Here is a 19,383-nt window from a genome sequence, read left to right on the forward strand (position 1 = left end):
AGACGGCGGCCCCTCGGCTTGCGGTGGGTCACATGTGGAGCGGCTTGTGGTGGCTCACATATGGATGACCGGCGCGGCCTCCGCGTCCTGCTCGGGAACCCCGCGGCGGTAGAGCAGGAAGGCGATCACGGCGCCCGCCACGAAGAAGCCCGCGGACCACCAGAAGGCGGTGGTGTAGCTCTCGATCGTCGACTGGGCCTGGACCAGCTTGTCGGTGGCGTCCTTGCCGGACAGGTAGTTGGTCGCGGCGCTCGCGGCGAGCGTGTTGAGAAGCGCGGTGCCGATGGAACCGCCCACCTGCTGCATGGTGTTGACCGTCGCGGAGGCGACGCCCGCGTCCTCGGGTGCGACTCCGCTGGTGGCCAGGGCCATCGCGGGCGGCATCACGATGCCGAGGCCCGCGCCGATCAGGATCAGCTGCGGCAGTACGGCCGTCGAGAAGTCGGAGTCGACCCCGATGCCGGTCAGCCAGGCCATGGCGATCGCGGCGATGGCGAAGCCCGCCGGGATGACGGCCTTCGGCCCGATGCGGGGTACCAGGACCGTGGTGGAGATCTGCGCCGTGACCATCAGGGCCGCCATCATCGGCAGGAAGGCCAGACCCGTCTTGGTCGGGCTGAAGCCCAGGTTCAGCTGCAGGTAGTAGGTGAGGAAGAGGAAGACACCGAACATGCCCGCACCGGTGACGAGGACGGCGACGAACGAGGCCCCGCGCGTCCGGTCGAGCAGAACGCGCATCGGCAGCAGCGGGTGCGCGGCGCGGGTCTGCCACCAGGCGAACACCGTCAGGAGCACCCCGCCCGCGACCAGGAAGCCCCAGGTCTGGGTCGAACTCCAGTCGTGCGTCTCGGCGTTGGAGAAGCCGTAGACGACGGAGAAGAGACCGGCGGAGACCAGCAGCGCGCCCGGCAGGTCCAGCTTGGAGTTCGCCGCGTCACGGTGGTTGTTCAGCAGCATCCAGCCGCCCACGAAGGCGACGACGGCGAAGATGACATTGACGTACAGGGTCCAGCGCCAGTCCAGCGCGTCCGTCAGCACCCCACCGAGCAGCAGACCGAGCGCACCGCCCGCACCGGCGATCGCGCCGTAGACGCTGAATGCCCTGGCGCGCTCCTTGGCGTCGGTGAAGGTCGTGTTGAGGAGCGAGAGCGCGGCGGGCGCGAGGAGCGCGCCGAAGACGCCCTGGAGGGCACGCGCGGCGACCAGCATCCCGAAGCTGTTCGCCGCGCCGCCGAGCACGGAGGCCGCGGCGAATCCGGCGACTCCGATCAGGAAGGCGGGCTTGCGTCCGAAGAGGTCGGCTATCCGGCCGCCCAGCAGAAGCAACGAGGCGAAGGCCAGCGCGTACGCGGTGACGACCCACTGCCGGTTGCCGTCGGAGAACCCGAGGTCCGCCTGCGCCGACGGCAGCGCGATGTTCACGATGGTCGCGTCCAGCACCACCATCAGCTGCGCGATCGCGACGATCGCGAGAATCCACCATCGCTTCGCCGACGGCGCCGTGCCCGGCGCCTCCGCTGTGCCCTTGCGGGCATCTTTGGCCAGAGTCTGAGTCTTGGACATGGGAGCACCACTCCAGGGAAAGTCGCTCGACAGAGGAGTTCAGAAACGAAACCGTTTCGTACGCCTAGAGACTAGACCACTTTTATCGAAACGGCAAAGTTTCGCTAGCGGGGAAAAGGTCTATGCCTTGACGGGAATATAACCGCCGAGGCATATTGGACCCATGTCCGATGCCTCCCTCTGGACCGCCCTCGCCGACCCGCACCGGCGGGCCATCGTCGGGCTTCTCCTGGAGCGGCCGCGGCCGGTCGGCGAGATCGTCGAGGCGTGCGGTCTGAGTCAGCCGAGCACGTCGAAGCACCTGAAGGTGCTGCGGGACGCGGGCCTGGTCCGCGTACGGCAGGACGCGCAGCGCCGGGTCTACGCGCTCGACCCGGCGCCGATCGCGGAGCTCGACGCGTGGCTGGCCCCGTACCGCAAGCTCTGGAACACCAGCCTCGACGCGCTCGGCCGACGCCTCGACGAGACGGCGACGGCGTCAGCGACGGCGGCGGCGTCAGCGACAGGGACGGCAACGGGGGAGTCGTCGGACGAAGCAGATCCAGCCCCCTCCCCGAAGGACTGAGCCACCATGTCCACGGAAACCACCGGCACGTACCTCACCCTGGACGACGGCCGCCCGGCCGTTCGCTTCAGCCGCACCTATGACCACCCCATCGACCGCGTCTGGCAGTTCGTGACCGACACGGACGAGCTGGCCCACTGGTTCCCGTCCCACGCCGAGATCGAGCTGCGTGAAGGCGGCACGATCAAGTTCAGCGGCGACCCGAACCTGGAGGACGCGACGGGCCGTGTCCTCGCGGTCGATCCGCCCCGGCATCTCTCCTTCAGCTGGGGCGGCGACGAACTGCGCTTCGACCTCGAGGAGTTGGACGAGAAGCGCACCCGCTTCACATTGACCAACGTCCTGGAGGCCGAGAACACGGCCGCCCGTAACGGCGCCGGCTGGGAGGTGTGCCTCTCCGCCCTCGACGCGCACGCCCGGGGCGAGGTGTTCGAAGGCCCGCACGCCGGTGCCGGTGCGCCATGGCAGGAGGTCTACCAGGCGTACGTCGAGGCCGGCATCCCCTCGGGAGCTCCGATCCCGGGGACCGACTGACGGCTCACTGCATCTGCCGCCGCACCAGCTCGTGCAGCCGCCCGCCCGTGTCCGCCAACAGCTGTGCGGGCGGGCCCTGCTGGGCGACCCGGCCGTCCTCCATCACGATGACGCGGTCCGCGTCCATGACGGTGGACAGACGGTGCGCGATCACCACGCGCGTGGCGTTGAGCGCGCGGGTGCTCTCGATCACCGTGCGCTGGGTCTCGTTGTCGAGGGCGCTGGTCGCCTCGTCGAAGAAGAGGATGCGCGGGCGGCGGATCAGGGCCTGGGCGATCATCAGCCGCTGGCGCTGGCCGCCGGAGATCGCGCCACTGCCGGAGACGATCGTGTGCAGGCCCATCGGCATGCGCTTGATGTCCTCGGCGAGACCGGCCATCTCGGCGGCCGCCATCGCCTCCTCGGGCGTGTAGGGCTCGGTGCCGCAGATGACGTCCAGGATCGAGCCGGTGAACGGCTGCGCGTGCTGGAGCACGACACCGCACTGGCGGCGTACGGCCGACTGGTCGAGTGCGGCCAGATCCTGGCCGTCGTACAGAACACTTCCCGAGACCGGTTTGTCGAAGCCGATGAGCAGCCGCAGCAGGGTGGACTTGCCGCAGCCGCTGGGGCCGACGATCGCGACGAACTCGCCCGGCCCGATCGCGAAGGACACATCGTCGAGGACGAGCGGCCCGTCGTCGGTGTACCGGAAGGACAGCTTCTTCGCCTCGATGGCGCCGGACAGTTCGGCGGGGCGCGTGCTCGCCACCCGCACCTCGGGCGTCGCGTCGAGGACCGGCTTGATCTCCTCGAACATCGGCAGCGCGGCGACCATCGAGACGAACGAGCCTGTCAGCTGGGTGACCGAAGTCAGCAGCATGGTCATCGAGGTGTTGAACGTCAGGAAGGCGGCGGCCGAAAGGGAGCCGCGCGCGGGGCCCGCCAGCAACATGAACATGATGAGGGAGCAGAGCGGCAGGTACACCGCGCCCAGCACCGTCGTGAGGTTCTTGATCCGGCCCACTCGCTGTTGCAGCTCACGGCTGCGCGCGAACTCGCTCGCCCAGGCCGCGTACGCGTAGTTCTCCGCCGCCGCGACCCGCAGTTTGGGCAGGCCCCGCAGGGTCTGGAAGGCCTGGTTGTTGAGCTTGTTGCTGAGCACGACCAGCCGGCGCTGCCAGCGCACCTGCCACAGCCCGAGCCCCAGGAACACCGCGGCGATCACGACGAGCATGCCGATCGCGGCGAGTGCCATGGGCACGCTGTACCAGAACAGCAGGGCGAGGTTCATCGCGCCGACCGTGACCGACTGGACGACCACGGGGCCGACGCCCGCCATCATGCGGCGGATGGCGCTGATACCCATGGCGGCACTGGCCAGCTCACCCGTGGAGCGAGAGGTGAAGAACTTCGTCGGCAGCCGCAACAGCCGGTCCCACACGGCCGGTTGGAGCGTGGCCTCGATACGGCCCTCCACCCGCAGCATGGTGAGGTTCTGCATCAGCATGAACGCCGCCGACACCACACTGGCGATCATGATGGCCAGACAGAACTGGACGATCAGGCTCTCCTGGGCCTTCGGCACGTACTCGCCGAGCACCTTCCCGGTGGCGATCGGCACCAGCGCACCCAGCGCCACCGTCACCAGCCCGCTGATCGCGAGGTTGCGCATGTCGCCGCCGGTGCCCTGGAGGCTGAACCGCAGCAGCCGCAGCGGGCTCAACCGGCGCTCGGGCAGCGGCCGGTAGAACATCACCGCACGCGGCTCGAACTCCGCCGCGTTGGCCTTCTCCACCGGCGTCTCACGCCCGCTCGACGGATGCACCGCCACGTAACCGCCGCGCCGCCACAGCAGCGCGGCCGGGGCGCCGGACGCGACCCGGTGCCCCACCAGGGGACCGATGTTGTCGTGCCACCAGCGCCCGTCGAGCCGTACGGCACGCGCCCGGACCCGGGAGGCGAGCGCGATCCGCTCGACGGGGTCGAGGCGGTCGCTCTCCGCGCCGCCCTGCGCGGGGTCGGCCAGGGTGATCCCGGCCGCGCGGGCGACGAGCCTGCAGGCGGCGTACGTGGCATCGGCGTCCGCCGCGCCCGGGCCCGACGCCGAGCGCTTGGATATGGAGGCCAGGAGTGTTCGGTCGGCTTGGGCGCGGACCGCTTCGCCGGCCTTGATGCCCGCGGCCGTACGGTTCTCGTGGGTGCGCTCCAGCTGCTCGATCCAGCGGTCGAGCGTGGCCAGCAGCCGGTACTGCTGGTCGACCATGGCCTGCCACATCGCCGGGTCGACCAGCAGATCGGCCGCGGCTTCGGCGCCGTACATGGAGCCGTACTGCACACTGCCCGGCGGCACCTGCATCCACAGGATGTCTTCGTCCGTCAGCGCCGCGCCCCGCTCGGTCGCGAGGGGCGCCTCGAACAGGATGGCCAGACCGCGGCCGACGCCGAGCGAGAGGGCGTACTCCAGCGGGCTCGTCGCCGGGGGTACGTACTGGGGGTTGCCGTACGCGTCGTACGTCCAGGTCTCTGTCTGCGGGGGCTGGTACAGCTCGCGCAGAGAGATGCGGCGCAGGACGCACTCGCGCAGCGGCCTGCCCACGAGGGTGTGCTGGGGTCCCGCGACCGGGCCGAGCAGCAGCGAGCCCGCTTCGAGGCGGCCGAGGTGATGCCAGTGGCCCTGCTGGGCGGCGTCGACGGCGAACAGGTCCATGGCGCCGGACGCGACGAGCCACAGCACGTGCGGGCCTTCGAGGTCCAGCCGGTTGAGGCCGGAGCCGTCGACCGGGGTGCCCATGCCACCGAGCGCGGCGAGTACGTAGTCGCCCTCGGTGACGGGCTGTTGGTGCTGCCCGCTCTGTTCGTACTGCTCGCTCTGTTCGTACTGCTGGTTCTGCTGGTTCTGTTGGTACGCGGACGTCATCTCATCGCTCCCTGACCAGCTCGGCGTACGCGCCGCCGGCCGCCACCAGGGCGTCGTGACGCCCGCGTTCCACGATCGTGCCGTGCTGCAGGACCACGATCTCGTCGCTGTCGCGCACGGTGCTGAGCCGGTGCGCGATCACCACGCAGGCGCAGCCGCGCTTGCGGAGGTTGTCCATGACGATCTGCTCGGTCTCCGCGTCCAGGGCGCTCGTCACCTCGTCGAGGACCAGGATGCTGGGCCTGCGCACCAACGCCCGTGCGATCTCCAGGCGTTGGCGCTGGCCGCCGGAGAAGTTGCGCCCGTCCTGCTCGACACGGCTCTGGATACCGCCGGGGCGGCGCATCACGACGTCGTACAGCGCCGCGTCCTCCAGCGCTGCGACCACGGCCTCGTCCGGGACCGACGGATCCCACAGCGCGATGTTGTCGCGGACCGTGCCCTCGAACAGGAACACGTCCTGGTCGACGAAGGAGACGGAGGCCGCGAGCGCGCCCCGCGGGATGTCCTCCAGACGCTGCCCGTCGATCCGGATCACGCCCTCCCAAGGCGCGTAGAGCCCCGAAATCAGCCTGGACACCGTGGACTTGCCGCTGCCGGAGCCGCCGACGAGGGCGACCTGCTGGCCCGGGCCGACGGTCAGTGAGAAACCGGAAAGGAGCGGCTTGTCGAGCGGGCTGTAGCCGAACGTGATGTTTTCCAGCTCCACATGGCCGTGCAGCCTGCGGGTGCTGTCGCTCGCGCCCCGGCGTGAGTAGAGGGGGTCGGCCGCGAAGTTCTCGACGTCCTTCAGCCGGGCCACGTCCGCCGCGAAGTCCTGGATACGCCCCGCGACGCCGTTGAGCCGGGTGATCGGCGCGGTGAAGCGGGTCACCAGCGCCTGGAACGCGACGAGCAGACCGACGGATATGTGCCCCTCCACGGCCCGCATACCGCCGATCCACAGGATGAGCGCGCTGTTGAGCGTCGCCAGCGTCGGCGCCACCACCCCCAGCCAGGCACTCGGCACGCCGAGGCGCTGCTGTTCCTCCAGCGTGGTGGCGTGCTGCCCGGCCCACTTGCGGAAGTAGCCCTCCTCGCCGCCGGTCGCCTTCATCGTCTCGATCAACTGGAGGCCGGTGTACGCCGTGTTGGTGAGCCGCGCGCTGTCGGCCCGCAGCTTGGCCGTACGCGTCGCGCGCAGCCGGATCACCACGCGCATCGCCACGATGTTGAGCAGCGCGACCCCGATGCCCACGGCGGTGAGCTGCGGGTCGTAGGTGTAGAGCAGCACGGCGTAGAGGACCACGACGACCGCGTCCACGCCCGCCGCCGCGAGGTCCCGGGCCAGTGTCTCGGCCACCGCGTCGTTCGACTGGAGCCGCTGCACCAGGTCGGCCGGGCTGCGCTGGGAGAAGAAGGTGACCGGCAGGCGCAGCAGATGCCGGAGGAACTTCGCGCTGCTGAGCGTGGACGAGATGATGCGGCCGCGCAGCAGGTTCGCCTGTTGCAGCCAGGTCAGCACGACCGTCAGCAGTACCGTCGCGCCCATCGACGCGAACAGCACCCCGAGCAGCGAGGTCTGCCCGCCGATCAGGAACATGTCGATGTAGGTGCGGCTGAGCGCGGGCACCGCCGCCCCGACCGCCACCAGCAACAGGCTCGCCAGGACCGCGGCCGGCATGGTGCCCGACGTGCCGCGCAGCCGGGCCGGCATGGCGCCCATGACACCCGGCTTGCGGCCGCCCTTCTTGAAGTCCGGCCCCGGTTCCAGGACCAGCACGACACCGGTGAAGCTGGTGTCGAAGTCCTCCATGGGGACGAAACGGCGGCCCTTGCCGGGGTCGTTGATGTGCACCCCGCGCCTGCCGAAGCGCCGCCCCATGCCGTCGTAGACGACGTAGTGGTTGAACTCCCAGAACAGGATGGCCGGTGCCCGCACCTCGGCGAGCGCCGCCGTGTCCATCTGCATGCCCTTGGCCGTCAGGTCGTAACTGCGCGCCGCCTTCAGCAGGTTGCTGGCGCGTGAGCCGTCGCGCGAGACGCCGCAGGCGATGCGCAGTTCCTCCAGCGGGATGTGCCGGCCGTAGTGACCGAGCACCATCGCGAGCGAGGCGGCGCCGCACTCCACGGCCTCCATCTGCAGGACGGTGGGCGTACGGACGGTCTTGACCCGGCCTTTGGGGACGGTGCGCTTGGGCGGCGTGGCGCGGCGGCGGCCCCGTACCGGCGGCGGCAGTTGCGATCCCGCGGTGCCCGCGCCGGTGGCGGTGGTGGCGGTGCTGTCCTGGGGGGCGGTCACGGGAGCAGCCAATCGATCGGACGCTGATCGTCCAGGCGGATCGAGCCGGAGGCCGCGGTCATGGAGCTCAGCCGGAACGGCGGACCCTCCGCGGAGGACCACTTGTAGCCGGACTTCGTGCCCGACGACCGGTCGAGCCGGACGAGAACGGCCACCGGCCTGCCCTTCTTCGTGAACTGCTCGCCCAGCTGGCTGTCGCCGAGGAAGGCGGCGATCTGCTGCTCGCTCTGGGCGGCCCGGTCGACCGACTTCACATGGCCGCGCAGCACCCCGTACTGCTGGGTGGGCGCGGACTGGACGGTGAGATCGACGGCGGCGTTCGAGGGGATCGTGGCGGCGTTCTCGGCGGGCACGTACACCGTCGCGTACAGCGGGTCGTCCGCGTCGGCGACCTTCTCCACGGCGGCGACGTTCGTGCCTGTGGTGATGATCGCGCCGATCGTGGCGGCGAGCCCGGTGACCCGACCCGCGGCGACACTGCGTACGACCGTTTCGCCCTTTTCCGTACGGACCTTGAGCACGGGAGCGTTCGCGGCGATCCGCCGGCCCTGCTCGACGAGGACCGCGGTGACCTGGCCGGAGACGGGGCTCTGCAGGAGGTAACTGCCCTGCCCGTGCGTGAGGATGGCGGGCGCGCTCACCGTGGACGCCACGGAACCCGTCACGGCCCAGACCGACGCGGCCGCCATGACGACCACCGTCACGGACAGCACGAGCCACCCCTGGGGGCGGGCGAAGCGCACCGGGAGGTCCAGCTCTTCCGGCGACTGGAGCTTGGCGAGGGCCTGTTGGCGGAACTGCACGGGTCTTCCCTCACCTGCGAGAAACTGATGAGCGGCTCTGGCGAGCCGACTGGGTTACGGCATCCGTAAGTCCCGGAACCGGCAAGCGGTTCCGGGACTCACGGCACGCTATGCGATCACAGAGGTGATCAGAGACCGGCGACCAGGCCCGTGACCGGGGCGGTGTTCAGCCCGGTCGCGCCCTCGACGGTGCCAACGGCGGTGTCGACCAGGCCGGAAACCGGGGCGATGCCGTCGACGATGCCCGTGACGGTGCCGAGCGCGTTGACCGAAAGGCCGCCGGAGACGTTGTCGAGCTCGGCGTCGGAGATCTCGACGGTCGCAACCTGGGGGGTGGAGTTCATGGTGGAACTTCCCTTCCTATTGATATTCACAAGGGGGGAGCGGCCCCCTCTGGGGGACAGATGGTCGGCCGCGCACGCGGGCATCCGGATCCCGGAACCGGGAACCGTCGAGTGACCCCCGCGGTGCAAAGGATCAAAGCACGGTGCCGCGCCGCGCATCCAATCAACGGCCTATGTGATCAGGGCATTTGAGTCCCGGATCGGCTCATCCGTGCAGGCGTGCGCACGCCTCGGTGGCGACTTCTTCACATGCCCCCGGGGTGATTCACATTTCAGTGACGAAGGCCGCGAACCCGAATCGGGCACACCTCGCCAAAGACGCGGCACGCGACGATCCGCTGTGCAGATTCGTCGCGTGCCGTGACCCGAGTGCGTATTCGATGTGCAGATTTGCTGAAGCCGGGATTCCGCTCCATCCCACGAACGGGCTGTTACTGCGTGGTAGCGGAGTGCAAGCCGATGGCCTCTGTTACGGGAGTGGTGTCGGACCTACTTCTTGAGGAACCGTCAGATGGGCTTCTCCGGAACGCCCTTACTGCGGACGAGGTCCTACGGCTCAGCCGAGCTTCTTGATGAGCTCGGCGGCGAGCGGGGCGGAGGAGGCGGGGTTCTGGCCGGTGACGAGGTTGCGGTCGACGACCACGTACGGGGCCCACGGCTCGCCCTCCTGGAAGTCGGCGCCGATCTCCACCAGACGGTCCTGGAGCAGCCACCTGGCCTTGTCGGCCAAACCGGCCTGGGTCTCCTCCGTGTTGGTGAAGCCGGTCAGGCGGCGGCCCGCGAAGGCGTTTCCGCCGTCCCCCTTCGTGGCGGCCAGCAGCGCGGCCGGGCCGTGGCAGACGACGCCGAGCGGCTTGCCCGACTCCAGGGCGAGGGTGAGGAGCCGGCCCGAGTCGGTGTTGACGGCGAGGTCCTCCATGGGGCCGTGGCCGCCGGGGTAGAAGACGGCCGCGTACTCGTCGAGGTCCACGTCCTCCAGACGGATCGGGTGCTGCAGCTCGGTGAACGAGTCGAGGGCGGCGGCGACCTTGTCGGCACCCTCCTGGCCGCCGTTGAACTCGGCGGCCAGGCTGCCCCGGTCCACGGTCGGCACGACACCGCCCGGGGTGGCCACGACGACCTCGTGCCCTGCGGCCTTGAAGGCCTCGTACGGGGCGACGGCCTCCTCGGCCCAGAAGCCGGTCGGGTGCTTGGTGCCGTCGGCGAGAGTCCAGAAATCGGTACCGGTCACTACGAAAAGAATCTTCGACATGACTCGAAGGTAGGCCGATGGGGCGCGGAGATCCAATAGGGGATCCATTGGGGGGCATCGGATTTCCAATGGCATCACGGGAATAGACCCGAATGGACCCGGTATCCCTGAATGTCGCCCTTCTGCTCGCCGGAACGGAACGCGTGGGAACGGAACGCATCGGAACGGAACGCATCGGAACGGAATCCGTCGGAACGGAATACGGATCTCAGCCGAGCAGCGCGTAAACCGTGCTCGCGCGCGCGGCGACTTCCTCCGTGCCCTCGGCGGTCATCGTGATGTCGGCGAACGCCATCCGGCGGCCGAGCTTCGTGACGACCACCTCGATCAGCACGTCGGCGTCCGTGACCGCACGCTGGAACGTCGTGGACTGCTGGACCGTGGTCATCGGCCCGTACGCGCCACGCGCCGCCGACACCGCGATCACCGTCGCCGTGTCCGCCGCGGCCATCAGAGCCTGGCCGGACAGCGAGCCGCCCTCCCGCGAGAGCCGATCGGACCAGGGAAGCCGCAGCACCGCCCGCCGGTGGTCCAGCGTCTCGACGGACAGGCCGAGTTCGAGCACCCAGGGGGCGAAGTTGTCCGCGAGGATCTTGTCCGCATCAGCGGTGGTCAGCGTCATACGGCCATTGTTCCCCGCCGTCGGCGGGAGGGCTCCTGGGACACGTGATTCGTGCTTTCGCAAAGGAAGTTGAGAAAGGACGTTGAACGCCACACGCACCGCATGCGTACCTACAGCCATCCAGGCGCCCGCAGTCAGCTGCCATTCGGTAGCTCGGACCCCCCAGTCCCCAGGAGGTCAAGAAGTTGAGTCACAAGCGGATACCGAAGCGCAAGGCCGTCATAGCCGCAGGAAGTGTGGTGGCGCTCGGTGCGGCAGCACTCATCCTGCCCAACGCGATGGCGTCCCAGACCGATGCGACGGAAGGTGCCGCCCCCAGAACGGTGAAGGCCGCGGAAGCGTCTGACCTCGCCTCCCAACTGGCCGAACTGCTCGGTGAAGACTATGCCGGTGGGTACTACGACGCCGACAAGCAGCAGCTCATCATCAATGTCGTGGGCGACGACAACAACATCATCCTGGGGGAGAAGGCGGGCGCCGTCGTCCGTCAGGTCGAGAACAGCACGGCCGAACTCACGGCGGCCTCGCAGACGCTGAAGGCCGAGGCGACCGTCCCCGGCACCTCGTGGGCCGTCGACCCCCGGACGAACAAGATCCAGGTCACCGCCGACAGCACCGTCACGGGCGCAAAGTGGGACCAGGTGGAGTCGACCGTCCAGAGCCTCGGTACGGGCATGGCGACCATCAAGAAGTCCGCCGGTACCTTCAAGACGTTCCTCGAGGGCGGTGACGCCATCTTCGGCGGCGGTGCCCGCTGCTCGGCCGGCTTCAACGTCACCGCCGACGACGGCGCCCCGGCCTTCCTGACGGCGGGCCACTGCGGTGTCGCCACCGCCGAGTGGTCGGACTCGGAAGCCGGCGCGCCGATCGGCACGGTCGAGGCCGCCACGTTCCCCGGCGAGGGCGACTTCGCCCTCGTCAAGTACGACGACCCGGCGACCGAGGCACCCAGCACGGTGAACACCGGCCAGGAGAGCGTGGAGATCACGCAGGCCGCGGAGGCCGCGGTCGGCCAGGCGGTCATCCGGATGGGCAGCACCACGGGCCTGAACGAGGGTGAGGTCACCGGCCTCAACGCCACCGTGAACTACCCGGAGGGCACGGTCACCGGTCTCATCCAGACCAACGTCTGCGCCGAGCCCGGCGACAGCGGCGGCTCCCTGTTCACCGCGGACGGCAGCGCGATCGGCCTGACCTCGGGCGGCAGCGGCGACTGCACCATCGGCGGCGAGACCTTCTTCCAGCCGGTGACCACCGCGCTGGAGGCGGTCGGCGCGACGCTCGGCGCCGCCGGCGCCGGTGGCGCGGGCGAAGAGGCCGGCGCCGGTGAAGAGGCTGGTGCCGGTGAAGAGGCTGGTGCCGGCGAGGAAGCCGGTGCTGGTGAAGAGGCTGGTGCCGGCGAAGAGGCCGGTGCTGGTGAAGAGGCTGGTGCCGGCGAAGAGGCCGGCGCTGGTGAGGAAGCCGGAGTCGGTGGTCAGGCCGAGGACGGCTCGGGTCTGACGAACAACCAGTGACCTGACCGTACGTCAGTAACGGTCGTGGCAGAGCGGCTCGGTCCTCCGGCGGGAGGACCGGGCCGCTTCGCGCGTGGAGGGGGACCTGGGGTGGCACGTCGTCTGCGGACCGTTTGTGGCTGGTCGCGCAGTTCCCCGCTCCTCTGACGGGTGCCTGCCTCTGACGGGCGCCCGTCCCTGATGGTGCACCCGTCAGTCAACCCGCGCCCGAAGCAGCAGCAGTGCCACGTCGTCGACCCGTTCCCGTTCCGTTCCGCTGTGGCGTACGAGGCCGTCGGCCACCTCGTCCAGCGGGCGGTCGCCGATCTCGGTGAGCCGCTCGGCGAGCCCGGCCAGGGCGTCCTCGATGTCCACACCGGGGGACTCGATCAGACCGTCGGTGTAGAGGGCGAGCAGGGAGCCGGGCGGCAGCGCGACATCGGTCGTCGGGTAGGTGGCGGCCGCGTCGATGCCGAGCAGTGGCCCGCCGGCCAGGTCGAGCACGCGTACCTTCCCGTCCGGCCGTCTCAGCAGGGGCGGCGGATGACCGGCCCGGGCCATCACAGCCTGGCCGTGCGCCGGGTCCAGACGCAGATAGACGCAGCTCGCGAAGAGATCGGTACCCAGGTCGATCAGCAGCCGGTTGGTGCTGCTCATGACCTCCCCGGGCCGTTGGCCGACGGTCGTGTAGGCGCGTACGGCGGTACGGATCTGCCCCATCAGCCCGGCCGCGGTGACGTTGTGGCCCTGCACGTCCCCGATCACCGCCGCGGCCTCGCCGGCCGTCGGGACCAGGTCGTAGAAGTCGCCGCCGATCTCCATGCCCTGGGTGGCGGGCAGATAGCGGGCGGCCGCCTCGATGCCGGGCAGCGACGGCAGCGAGTGCGGCAGCAGCGCGGCCTGCAGACCGTGCGCCAGCTGGTGCTTCGCGTCGTACAGGCGGGCGCGCTCGAGGGCCTGCGCGATCAGCCCGCTGAGACTGGTCAGTACGGCACGCTCGTCCGCTGGGAAGGGATGCGGTTCGGCGTAAGCGAGGACACAGGTGCCGACCGGCCGCCCGGATGCGATGAGCGGCAGATACGCCCAGGCCGCCATGCCGTCGGGCGTGGCGTGCCGGGCCGGATAGAGGCGCTCCAGCTGCTGGCGGGAGTCGAAGAAGGCGGGCACACCACTGCTCAGGGCGTGCGCGCCCGGAGTCTGCTCGGTCAGCGGCCTCCCGTCGAACCGCTCCACGACATGCGGATCCGGATAGCCGCGGTGCCCGAGAACGTGCAGTCGGCCGCCTTGGGAGCCGAGGATCACCAGCGCCTGGCTGCCGACGGCGGGCGCGATCTCGTCCGCCACCAGCTGCACCACGTCCTGTACGCCCACCGCCTCGGTGAGCGCCCCGGCCAGGCTCAGCACCTGCGAGATGGTGACGAGGCGTGTGCCGGTGTCCCCGTGCTGGAACCCCGCGCGGCCTTCTTGCGCCACGGCCCGCGCCCGGCTGATGCGCAGGCTCAGCCCGTTCGTACTGGGATAGAGCCGGAACGACAGCCACTCGGACGGCGGCCGGAGTGCCACGAACGACGTCACCTGCTGGCTCATCAGCGCGGCACGGTAGCGGTCCTCGTAGACCGGATCGTTCAGCCACGGCACGGACGCCCACAGCTGGGTGCCCAGCAGACCGCTGACCGGCAGGCCGAGCAGCTTGGCCGCCGCCGCGTTGGCGAAGCTGATCCGGCCGTGCAGATCGAGCGCGCACAGCCCGTACGGCAGCCGCGCCACCATCCGCGCGGCCTCCACCGTGCCGAGCGTTCCGGCCACGGTCGCCACCGACGCCGGGGCGAGCAGATCGGGCTCCGGGTGGACCGGATGGCCCTCCTCGGCGGCCCGCTCCAGCCGCAGCGCGAGCCGGTCGCAGGCGGCCATGAGGTGGTCCCGCTCCCGGTCGGACAGCTCTGTCGGACGTGTGCCCGGCCAGGTCACGAAGATCGCCCCGTAGGTGGCCCGGTCGGTCGCCACGGGCAGCGCGGCCAGCGCGAACGGGTACGGCAGGACGACGGCGATCCGCGGATAGTGGCGGGCCATGTCCTCCTCGCCGGCCACCCAGACGAGCCGCCGCTCGCGCGCCGCGTCCGACACCGGGATCGGCGCGCTCAGCCCCACCCGCTCCCAGGGCGCCGCGAACGCCCTGGGCAGCCCGGCCATCACCGCCATCTCCAGCACCGGCTCCCCGGGAGTCAGCAGATACACCGCGCCCGAGTGCGCGTGCACGTCGTCCATGAGCGCGGCGAGCGTCAGCGACAGCAGCGGCCGGCCGACCGGCGACGGGGCGGCTTCCCGTGCCTGCCCGGACACCTGCCCTTCGGACACGCCGACCACCTCCTCCCTCGGACACGCGAAGGAGCCCAGGGGTCAAGGCTCCCTCGGGAGGGCGGTTCCCGCACGGCGAGCGGCCCGGGCGGTGGCTCCGGCGGATGCGTGTGTGTACCCCCTGGTCGCCGGCCCATGCCCCCGGAACCGGAGGGCGCCGCGGAGCGAGTGCGCGCCCGTGCGCTCCCGCGCACCGTGTTGGCCGGTTCTGCATGCCCCGGACAGGTGCGCCGCGCTCCCCAGTGGGCACGCGCAGAGCACAACGGAACAGTCGGGCGGAGGACAGAAGGGACGGATGTGATCCGGGTGCTTCTGGTGCACGACGTGTGTCTGGTGCGGTCGGTCATGGCGCAGTGGCTCCGCTGTGAACCCGACTTGACGGTGTTCGACGCCCCGTGGCGCGGTGCGCCCGGGAGCGCTCGATCCTTACGGCCCGACGTCTGCGCGGCGGATCTCGAGCGCGTGGACTCGTACGAGATGCCGCCGCTCGGCGAGTTGTGCCCGCGGGGCGGGACGGAGCCCCGGCTGCTGGTGCTGGCCACGGGGCGCAGACCCGGTCTCCTGCGGCGCGCGTTCGACGCCGGGGCCCTCGGTTACGTGGACAAGGAGAGCCCACCGGAGCGGCTGGTCTCCGCGATACGGCGCGTGTCCGAGGGAGAACGCTTCGTCGACGACTCGCTGGGCTTCGGTTTCCTCAAGGCCGCCCGGATGCCGCTGACCCGGCGGGAGCTGAGTGTGCTCTCACTCGCCGCCGAGGGCGCCTCCGTGGCGGAGATCGCCAGGAGCCTTCATCTGTCCAACGGGACCGTACGCAACTACATGGCGGCGATCACGCGGAAGACCGGGGCCCGCAACCGCGTCGACGCCATCCGCATCTCGCAGGGCGAGGGCTGGCTGTGACGTCCCCGGCAGCCGGTCGGCCGGGGCTTTGCCGGCCGGCTGCCAGGTGCCGACCAGGTCGCGGTAGAGCGGCGACCGCTCCAGCAGCTCGCCATGGCTGCCGTACGCGGTCCGACGGCCGTCCATGACCAGGACCCGGTCGGCCCGGAGGGCGGAGCTGACGCGGTGCGCGACCACCACGAGCGTGCCGCTCCGCCGCGCGAAGGCGCGCTCCGCGCGGTCCTCCGCCTCCGGGTCCAGATGACAGGTCGCCTCGTCGAGCAGGGCGAGGGGAGCGTGCGCGAGGTAGGCGCGGGTCAGGGCGATGAGCTGGCGCTCCCCTGCGGAGAGGGCTCCGGGGTCGACGGAGGCCGTCGGGCCGCCGAGTCTGTCGAGCAGAGCGGTGAGACCGACGGCCTCGGCCGCGGCCAGCAGCTCCGCCTCCGGCACGGGCGCCGGCCGCAGGTGGCCGAGGTTCTCGGCGAGCGTGCCGGTGAAGACGTATGCCTCCTGCGGGATCAGTACGCGAGTGGGTGTCGCGGGGTGTCCGGGCACCGGGCGTACGTCGATGGAGCCCCTGGTCGGTTCGAGGAGTCCGGCCATGAGTGCCGTGAGCGTGGACTTGCCGATGCCGCTCGGGCCCACGATCGCCAGGTGGGTGCCATGGGGGATGAGCAGGTCGAGGCCCTCGATGACCGGCTCGCTGGAGGGGCCGTAGGCGAAGGTGACGGAGGAGAGGGCGACGGCGGGGGGAGGAGCGGAGTGCGCGACGGCTGAGGGGGGAGCCGAATTCCGTATCGGGGCGGTCGCCGGTGCCGGGGCGTCCGGTGTGAGTCGGCGGAGTACGACCGCCAGCCGGGAGCCGCTCGTGCCCAGGCCGTGGATCAGGTTCTGGAGGGCCGGGAGCAGCGACTGGGTGACGTAGGCGAGGGCGCCCACCAGGGCGCCGGGCGTGACGCCGTGGGCGAGGAGCCAGGGGGCGGTCGCGAGCAGGAGGACGATCGGGAGTTGTCCGCCGATCGCGAGGGACACCACGCGCAGGACGCCCCAGCGGGCCAGGGAGCGCGCGGCGCGCTGCTCGGCCGCGATCCGCGCGCTCACGTCGGCGGCGACCTGTTCCTCGGCACCGGCTGCGGTGATGTCCCGCAACGCGGGGCAGACGGCACCCAGTTGGGCGGCGAGATCCTCGTCGGCGACGAGGAACGCCTCCTGGCGGCGGGTCAGAGGTCGCAGGGTCAGCGCGAACAGGGCCAGGCCGGCGAAGAGCGGTGGCGCCACCACGAGCACCAGCAGCGGCGCGAGCGAGAACAGGCCGATGAGCGCGCCCGCGGCGGTGAACACGAACGAGCGCGACACCATCACGAGTCCGGCGAAGGTGTCGCGGGCGATCTCCACCTGCTGGGTGAGCCGGGACAGCGCGCCCCTGTCCGCGTCCCGCACCCCTCGCTCGACCACGTTCCGCACGAGCCGGTCCCGCAACGGCTCGACCAGCGCTGCCACGGCTCCGTAGACCCGCCCGGTGCCATACGCCCCGACGACCACGGCGACGGCGGCGGCGCCGAGCCAGCCGAGACCGACGCCCACCCGTCCCGCCAGGAACCCCGCGTCGAGGGCCCGCGCGAGCGCGTACCCGGTGAGGAAGGTCTGCCCCGTCTCCAGCACGGACCACGCGGCGAGCCGCACGACCACGCTCCGCCTGGCCCACAGGAAGCGCAGTCCGCGCCGGTGGACGCCGCTGCGCCGGTCCGACGCCGGGCTCACGGAGCGCTCGGCGCGCGGCGCCTCGCTTCCGGACCGGCGGTCGTCCAGTAGGTCCGAGGAGCTCATCGGCTCCCTCCGCTCTGCTCGCCACCCGGCGGCGCATCACCCTCGTACGGGGCCGCACCGCCCCCGAACACCCGCCGGTACTCGGCCACTTCCCACAACTCCGCATGCCGCCCCACCGCCCGCACCCGCCCTCCGTCCAGCCACGCCACCGTGTCCGCCCGCGCCGCCGTGGACGCCCGGTGGGCGACGACCAGGCGGCTGCCTCCGGGCGTATGGCGGAAGAGCGCCTCGGTGACGCGGTGTTCCGTCACCGTGTCGAGGCTCGACAGCGCGTCGTCCAGGATCAGAAGCCGCCCGCCGCGGGCGAACGCCCGTGCCAGGCCGAGGCGTTGGGACTCGCCGCCGGAGAGCGGGGCTTCGGCGCAGGGTGTCGCGAAGCCGCGGGGCAGACGGTGTACGAAGTCGTCGGCGCGGGCGGTACGGGCGGCTGCCCGGATCCGGTCCGGGGGCGGCGGAGGGTGGCCGAAGCCGATCGTGTCTTCGATGGTGTCGCCGAGCAGGGCGGGGCGTTCGAAGGCGTAACCGATCGCGCGGCGCAGTTCGCGCCGGTCCAGCTCGCGCAGCGGCACTCCGTCGAGCAGCACTTCGCCGCTGTCCGGGTCGGCGAGCCGTCCGGCGACGGCGGCGAGCAGTGACTTGCCCGTGCCCGAGCGTCCGACGACGGCCAGTGTGGTCCCGCCCGGCACGACGAGGTCGACACCGTCCAGCACGGTCCGCCCGGCACGCCGGACAGTCACCTCGCACAGTTCTAACCGGCCCTGTCCCGGCGGGAGATGACGCTTCCCGTAGGTCGCCGCGGGCTCGTCCAGCATGGCGCCGAGACGTCGCCCCGAAGCCCGCGCCTCGACCAGTCCGCCGAGCCGGCCGACCAGTATGCCGACGCCCGTCGCCAGCACCGCGTACCGCGAGGCGGCGAGCAACTCGCCGATGGAAAGCCGGTGTTGGGCGATCAGCAGGCCCGCCGTGGCCAGCACCGCGATCTGCAGCAGCGGCGCCACCGCCACGGCCTGCGCGGCGGCGCGCCCCTGGACACGCCACATCCGGTGGCCCTCGCGGGACAGTTCGGGGAGAGGCCGCAGGATGCGCGCCACTTCCTTGTCGGCGGTTCCGCCCGCCGCGATGGTGCGCGCACCGCCGATGGCCTCCGACAGTGCGCCCGCGATCCGCCCCTGCGCGTCCTGGTAACGCGCCACGCACTCCGACGAGTTGATCGTGAAGGCCCGGAGCACCGCCGCCACGACGGGTGCCCCGCCCAGGAACACCAACGCCAACCAGGGGTTGATCAACCAGAGCGCCACCACAGCTCCGACCGGAGCGGCCAGGGCGGCGAGGACACCGGCGAGGCCGGCCGGGGCGGTTCCGGCCTGTGCGGCGTTGCCGACCAGACGCGCGACGAGTTCGCCCGGCCTGAACCGGCCGGCGGCCCGCGGTCCCACGCCCAGCACGTGCCCTGTCAGGCGCTCGCGCAGCCACGCCGTGGCCCGGGCGTTCGTGGTCGCGCCGAGCACCGTCTCGCACGCGTCGAGCACGGCGAGCGCGAGTACCAAGGCGGTGCAGTACAGCACCCAGCGCGTGGCGCGGGAGGGATCCGTCAGCAGGACGTCGAGGGTCCGGCCCAGCGCGGCCGGCAGCAGCAGGCTCGCCGCCGTCGCGGCCGTGGTCAACAACCCGAGGGTCACACAGCGGACGCCGCTGTGCCGGGTCGCCGCACGCAACAGCGCACCACCGTGCAGGACCCCGGGCGGCCCCTCCCCACGAGGGGTCGGGAACCGCCCGGAGCCGTAGGAACGCGGTGCTGTCAGAGACACAGGGTGATGCTGGCGGCGCTGACGCACGAGAGCAGGCTGAGGGTGCTGTTCGCGGCACCGTCCATGTGCTCGTCGGTCTCCATCGTCTGCAGGTCGAGAAGTGCCATGTCGTTTTCCTTTCCCTGTGGGGGACGGGGGTTGGATCACGACTCCGCCGT

The 19,383-nt window shown here is 71.0% G+C and carries 14 protein-coding genes and 1 pseudogene; 4 read left to right on the forward strand and 11 right to left on the reverse strand.

Features of this window, described 5'->3' with window-relative positions; genetic code table 11:
- Nucleotides 1-54: 54 nt before the first annotated feature.
- Nucleotides 55-1,563, reverse strand: coding sequence for an MFS transporter (locus GAS53_RS02820; protein WP_151475774.1), 1,509 nt, complete (start codon nt 1,561-1,563; stop codon nt 55-57).
- A 163-nt stretch (nt 1,564-1,726) separates the two neighbouring features.
- On the opposite strand from GAS53_RS02820, the gene GAS53_RS02825 reads away from it, so the two are divergent.
- The gene (locus GAS53_RS02825; RefSeq protein WP_225858677.1) at nt 1,727-2,128 is read left to right on the forward strand and encodes an ArsR/SmtB family transcription factor; all 402 of its coding nucleotides are present in this window, start codon (nt 1,727-1,729) and stop codon (nt 2,126-2,128) included.
- A gap of 6 nt (nt 2,129-2,134) precedes the next feature.
- A complete protein-coding gene (locus tag GAS53_RS02830; RefSeq protein ID WP_151475775.1) occupies nt 2,135-2,662 on the forward strand; it encodes an SRPBCC family protein in 528 nt (175 codons plus the stop codon).
- A 4-nt stretch (nt 2,663-2,666) separates the two neighbouring features.
- On the opposite strand, the gene GAS53_RS02835 is transcribed toward GAS53_RS02830, so the two are convergent.
- From GAS53_RS02835 to GAS53_RS02860, 6 genes are all read right to left on the reverse strand, one after another.
- Nucleotides 2,667-5,435: an NHLP bacteriocin export ABC transporter permease/ATPase subunit gene (locus GAS53_RS02835; protein WP_225858682.1), complete on the reverse strand. Its 2,769-nt coding sequence runs from the start codon at nt 5,433-5,435 to the stop codon at nt 2,667-2,669.
- Between the two features lie 127 nt (nt 5,436-5,562).
- A complete protein-coding gene (locus tag GAS53_RS02840) occupies nt 5,563-7,779 on the reverse strand; it encodes an NHLP family bacteriocin export ABC transporter peptidase/permease/ATPase subunit (protein ID WP_151475820.1) in 2,217 nt (738 codons plus the stop codon).
- A 59-nt stretch (nt 7,780-7,838) separates the two neighbouring features.
- The gene (locus GAS53_RS02845) at nt 7,839-8,645 is read right to left on the reverse strand and encodes an HlyD family efflux transporter periplasmic adaptor subunit (RefSeq protein ID WP_151475777.1); all 807 of its coding nucleotides are present in this window, start codon (nt 8,643-8,645) and stop codon (nt 7,839-7,841) included.
- A gap of 128 nt (nt 8,646-8,773) precedes the next feature.
- Nucleotides 8,774-8,989 carry a type A2 lantipeptide gene (locus GAS53_RS02850; protein WP_151475778.1) on the reverse strand — a complete coding sequence of 72 codons (216 nt, stop codon included), beginning with the start codon at nt 8,987-8,989 and terminating at the stop codon, nt 8,774-8,776.
- A gap of 556 nt (nt 8,990-9,545) precedes the next feature.
- Nucleotides 9,546-10,241, reverse strand: a complete 696-nt coding sequence (locus tag GAS53_RS02855; RefSeq protein WP_151475779.1) for a type 1 glutamine amidotransferase domain-containing protein — start codon at nt 10,239-10,241, stop codon at nt 9,546-9,548.
- Between the two features lie 208 nt (nt 10,242-10,449).
- Nucleotides 10,450-10,863: a PaaI family thioesterase gene (locus GAS53_RS02860; protein ID WP_151475780.1), complete on the reverse strand. Its 414-nt coding sequence runs from the start codon at nt 10,861-10,863 to the stop codon at nt 10,450-10,452.
- 185 nt (nt 10,864-11,048) lie between these two features.
- Here GAS53_RS02860 and GAS53_RS02865 point away from each other — a divergent pair, with 185 nt between their 5' ends.
- A complete protein-coding gene (locus GAS53_RS02865) occupies nt 11,049-12,377 on the forward strand; it encodes a S1 family peptidase (protein ID WP_151475781.1) in 1,329 nt (442 codons plus the stop codon).
- Between the two features lie 192 nt (nt 12,378-12,569).
- On the opposite strand, the gene GAS53_RS02870 is transcribed toward GAS53_RS02865, so the two are convergent.
- Complete coding sequence (locus GAS53_RS02870) at nt 12,570-14,720, reverse strand: SpoIIE family protein phosphatase (protein ID WP_151475782.1); 2,151 nt, start codon at nt 14,718-14,720, stop codon at nt 12,570-12,572.
- A 468-nt stretch (nt 14,721-15,188) separates the two neighbouring features.
- Between GAS53_RS02870 and GAS53_RS57940 the strand changes: the two are divergent.
- Nucleotides 15,189-15,527, forward strand: a pseudogene (locus tag GAS53_RS57940) (LuxR C-terminal-related transcriptional regulator); the annotation flags it as partial.
- Here GAS53_RS57940 and GAS53_RS57945 read toward each other — a convergent pair.
- From GAS53_RS57945 to GAS53_RS02885, 3 genes are read right to left on the reverse strand one after another with little or no spacing between them, the layout of a single operon-like run.
- Nucleotides 15,453-17,417: an ATP-binding cassette domain-containing protein gene (locus GAS53_RS57945; protein WP_151475783.1), complete on the reverse strand. Its 1,965-nt coding sequence runs from the start codon at nt 17,415-17,417 to the stop codon at nt 15,453-15,455. The pseudogene GAS53_RS57940 and the gene GAS53_RS57945 overlap by 75 nt on opposite strands.
- Complete coding sequence (locus GAS53_RS02880) at nt 17,414-19,225, reverse strand: ABC transporter ATP-binding protein (RefSeq protein ID WP_404829167.1); 1,812 nt, start codon at nt 19,223-19,225, stop codon at nt 17,414-17,416. Before GAS53_RS02880 ends, GAS53_RS57945 begins: the two co-directional genes overlap by 4 nt.
- A complete protein-coding gene (locus GAS53_RS02885) occupies nt 19,216-19,332 on the reverse strand; it encodes a SapB/AmfS family lanthipeptide (RefSeq protein ID WP_151475784.1) in 117 nt (38 codons plus the stop codon). The genes GAS53_RS02880 and GAS53_RS02885 overlap by 10 nt, the downstream gene beginning before the upstream one ends.
- Nucleotides 19,333-19,383 lie beyond the last annotated feature (51 nt).

This window comes from Streptomyces albicerus (genome assembly GCF_008905045.1).
Taxonomy (GTDB): Bacteria; Actinomycetota; Actinomycetes; order Streptomycetales; family Streptomycetaceae; genus Streptomyces; species Streptomyces albicerus.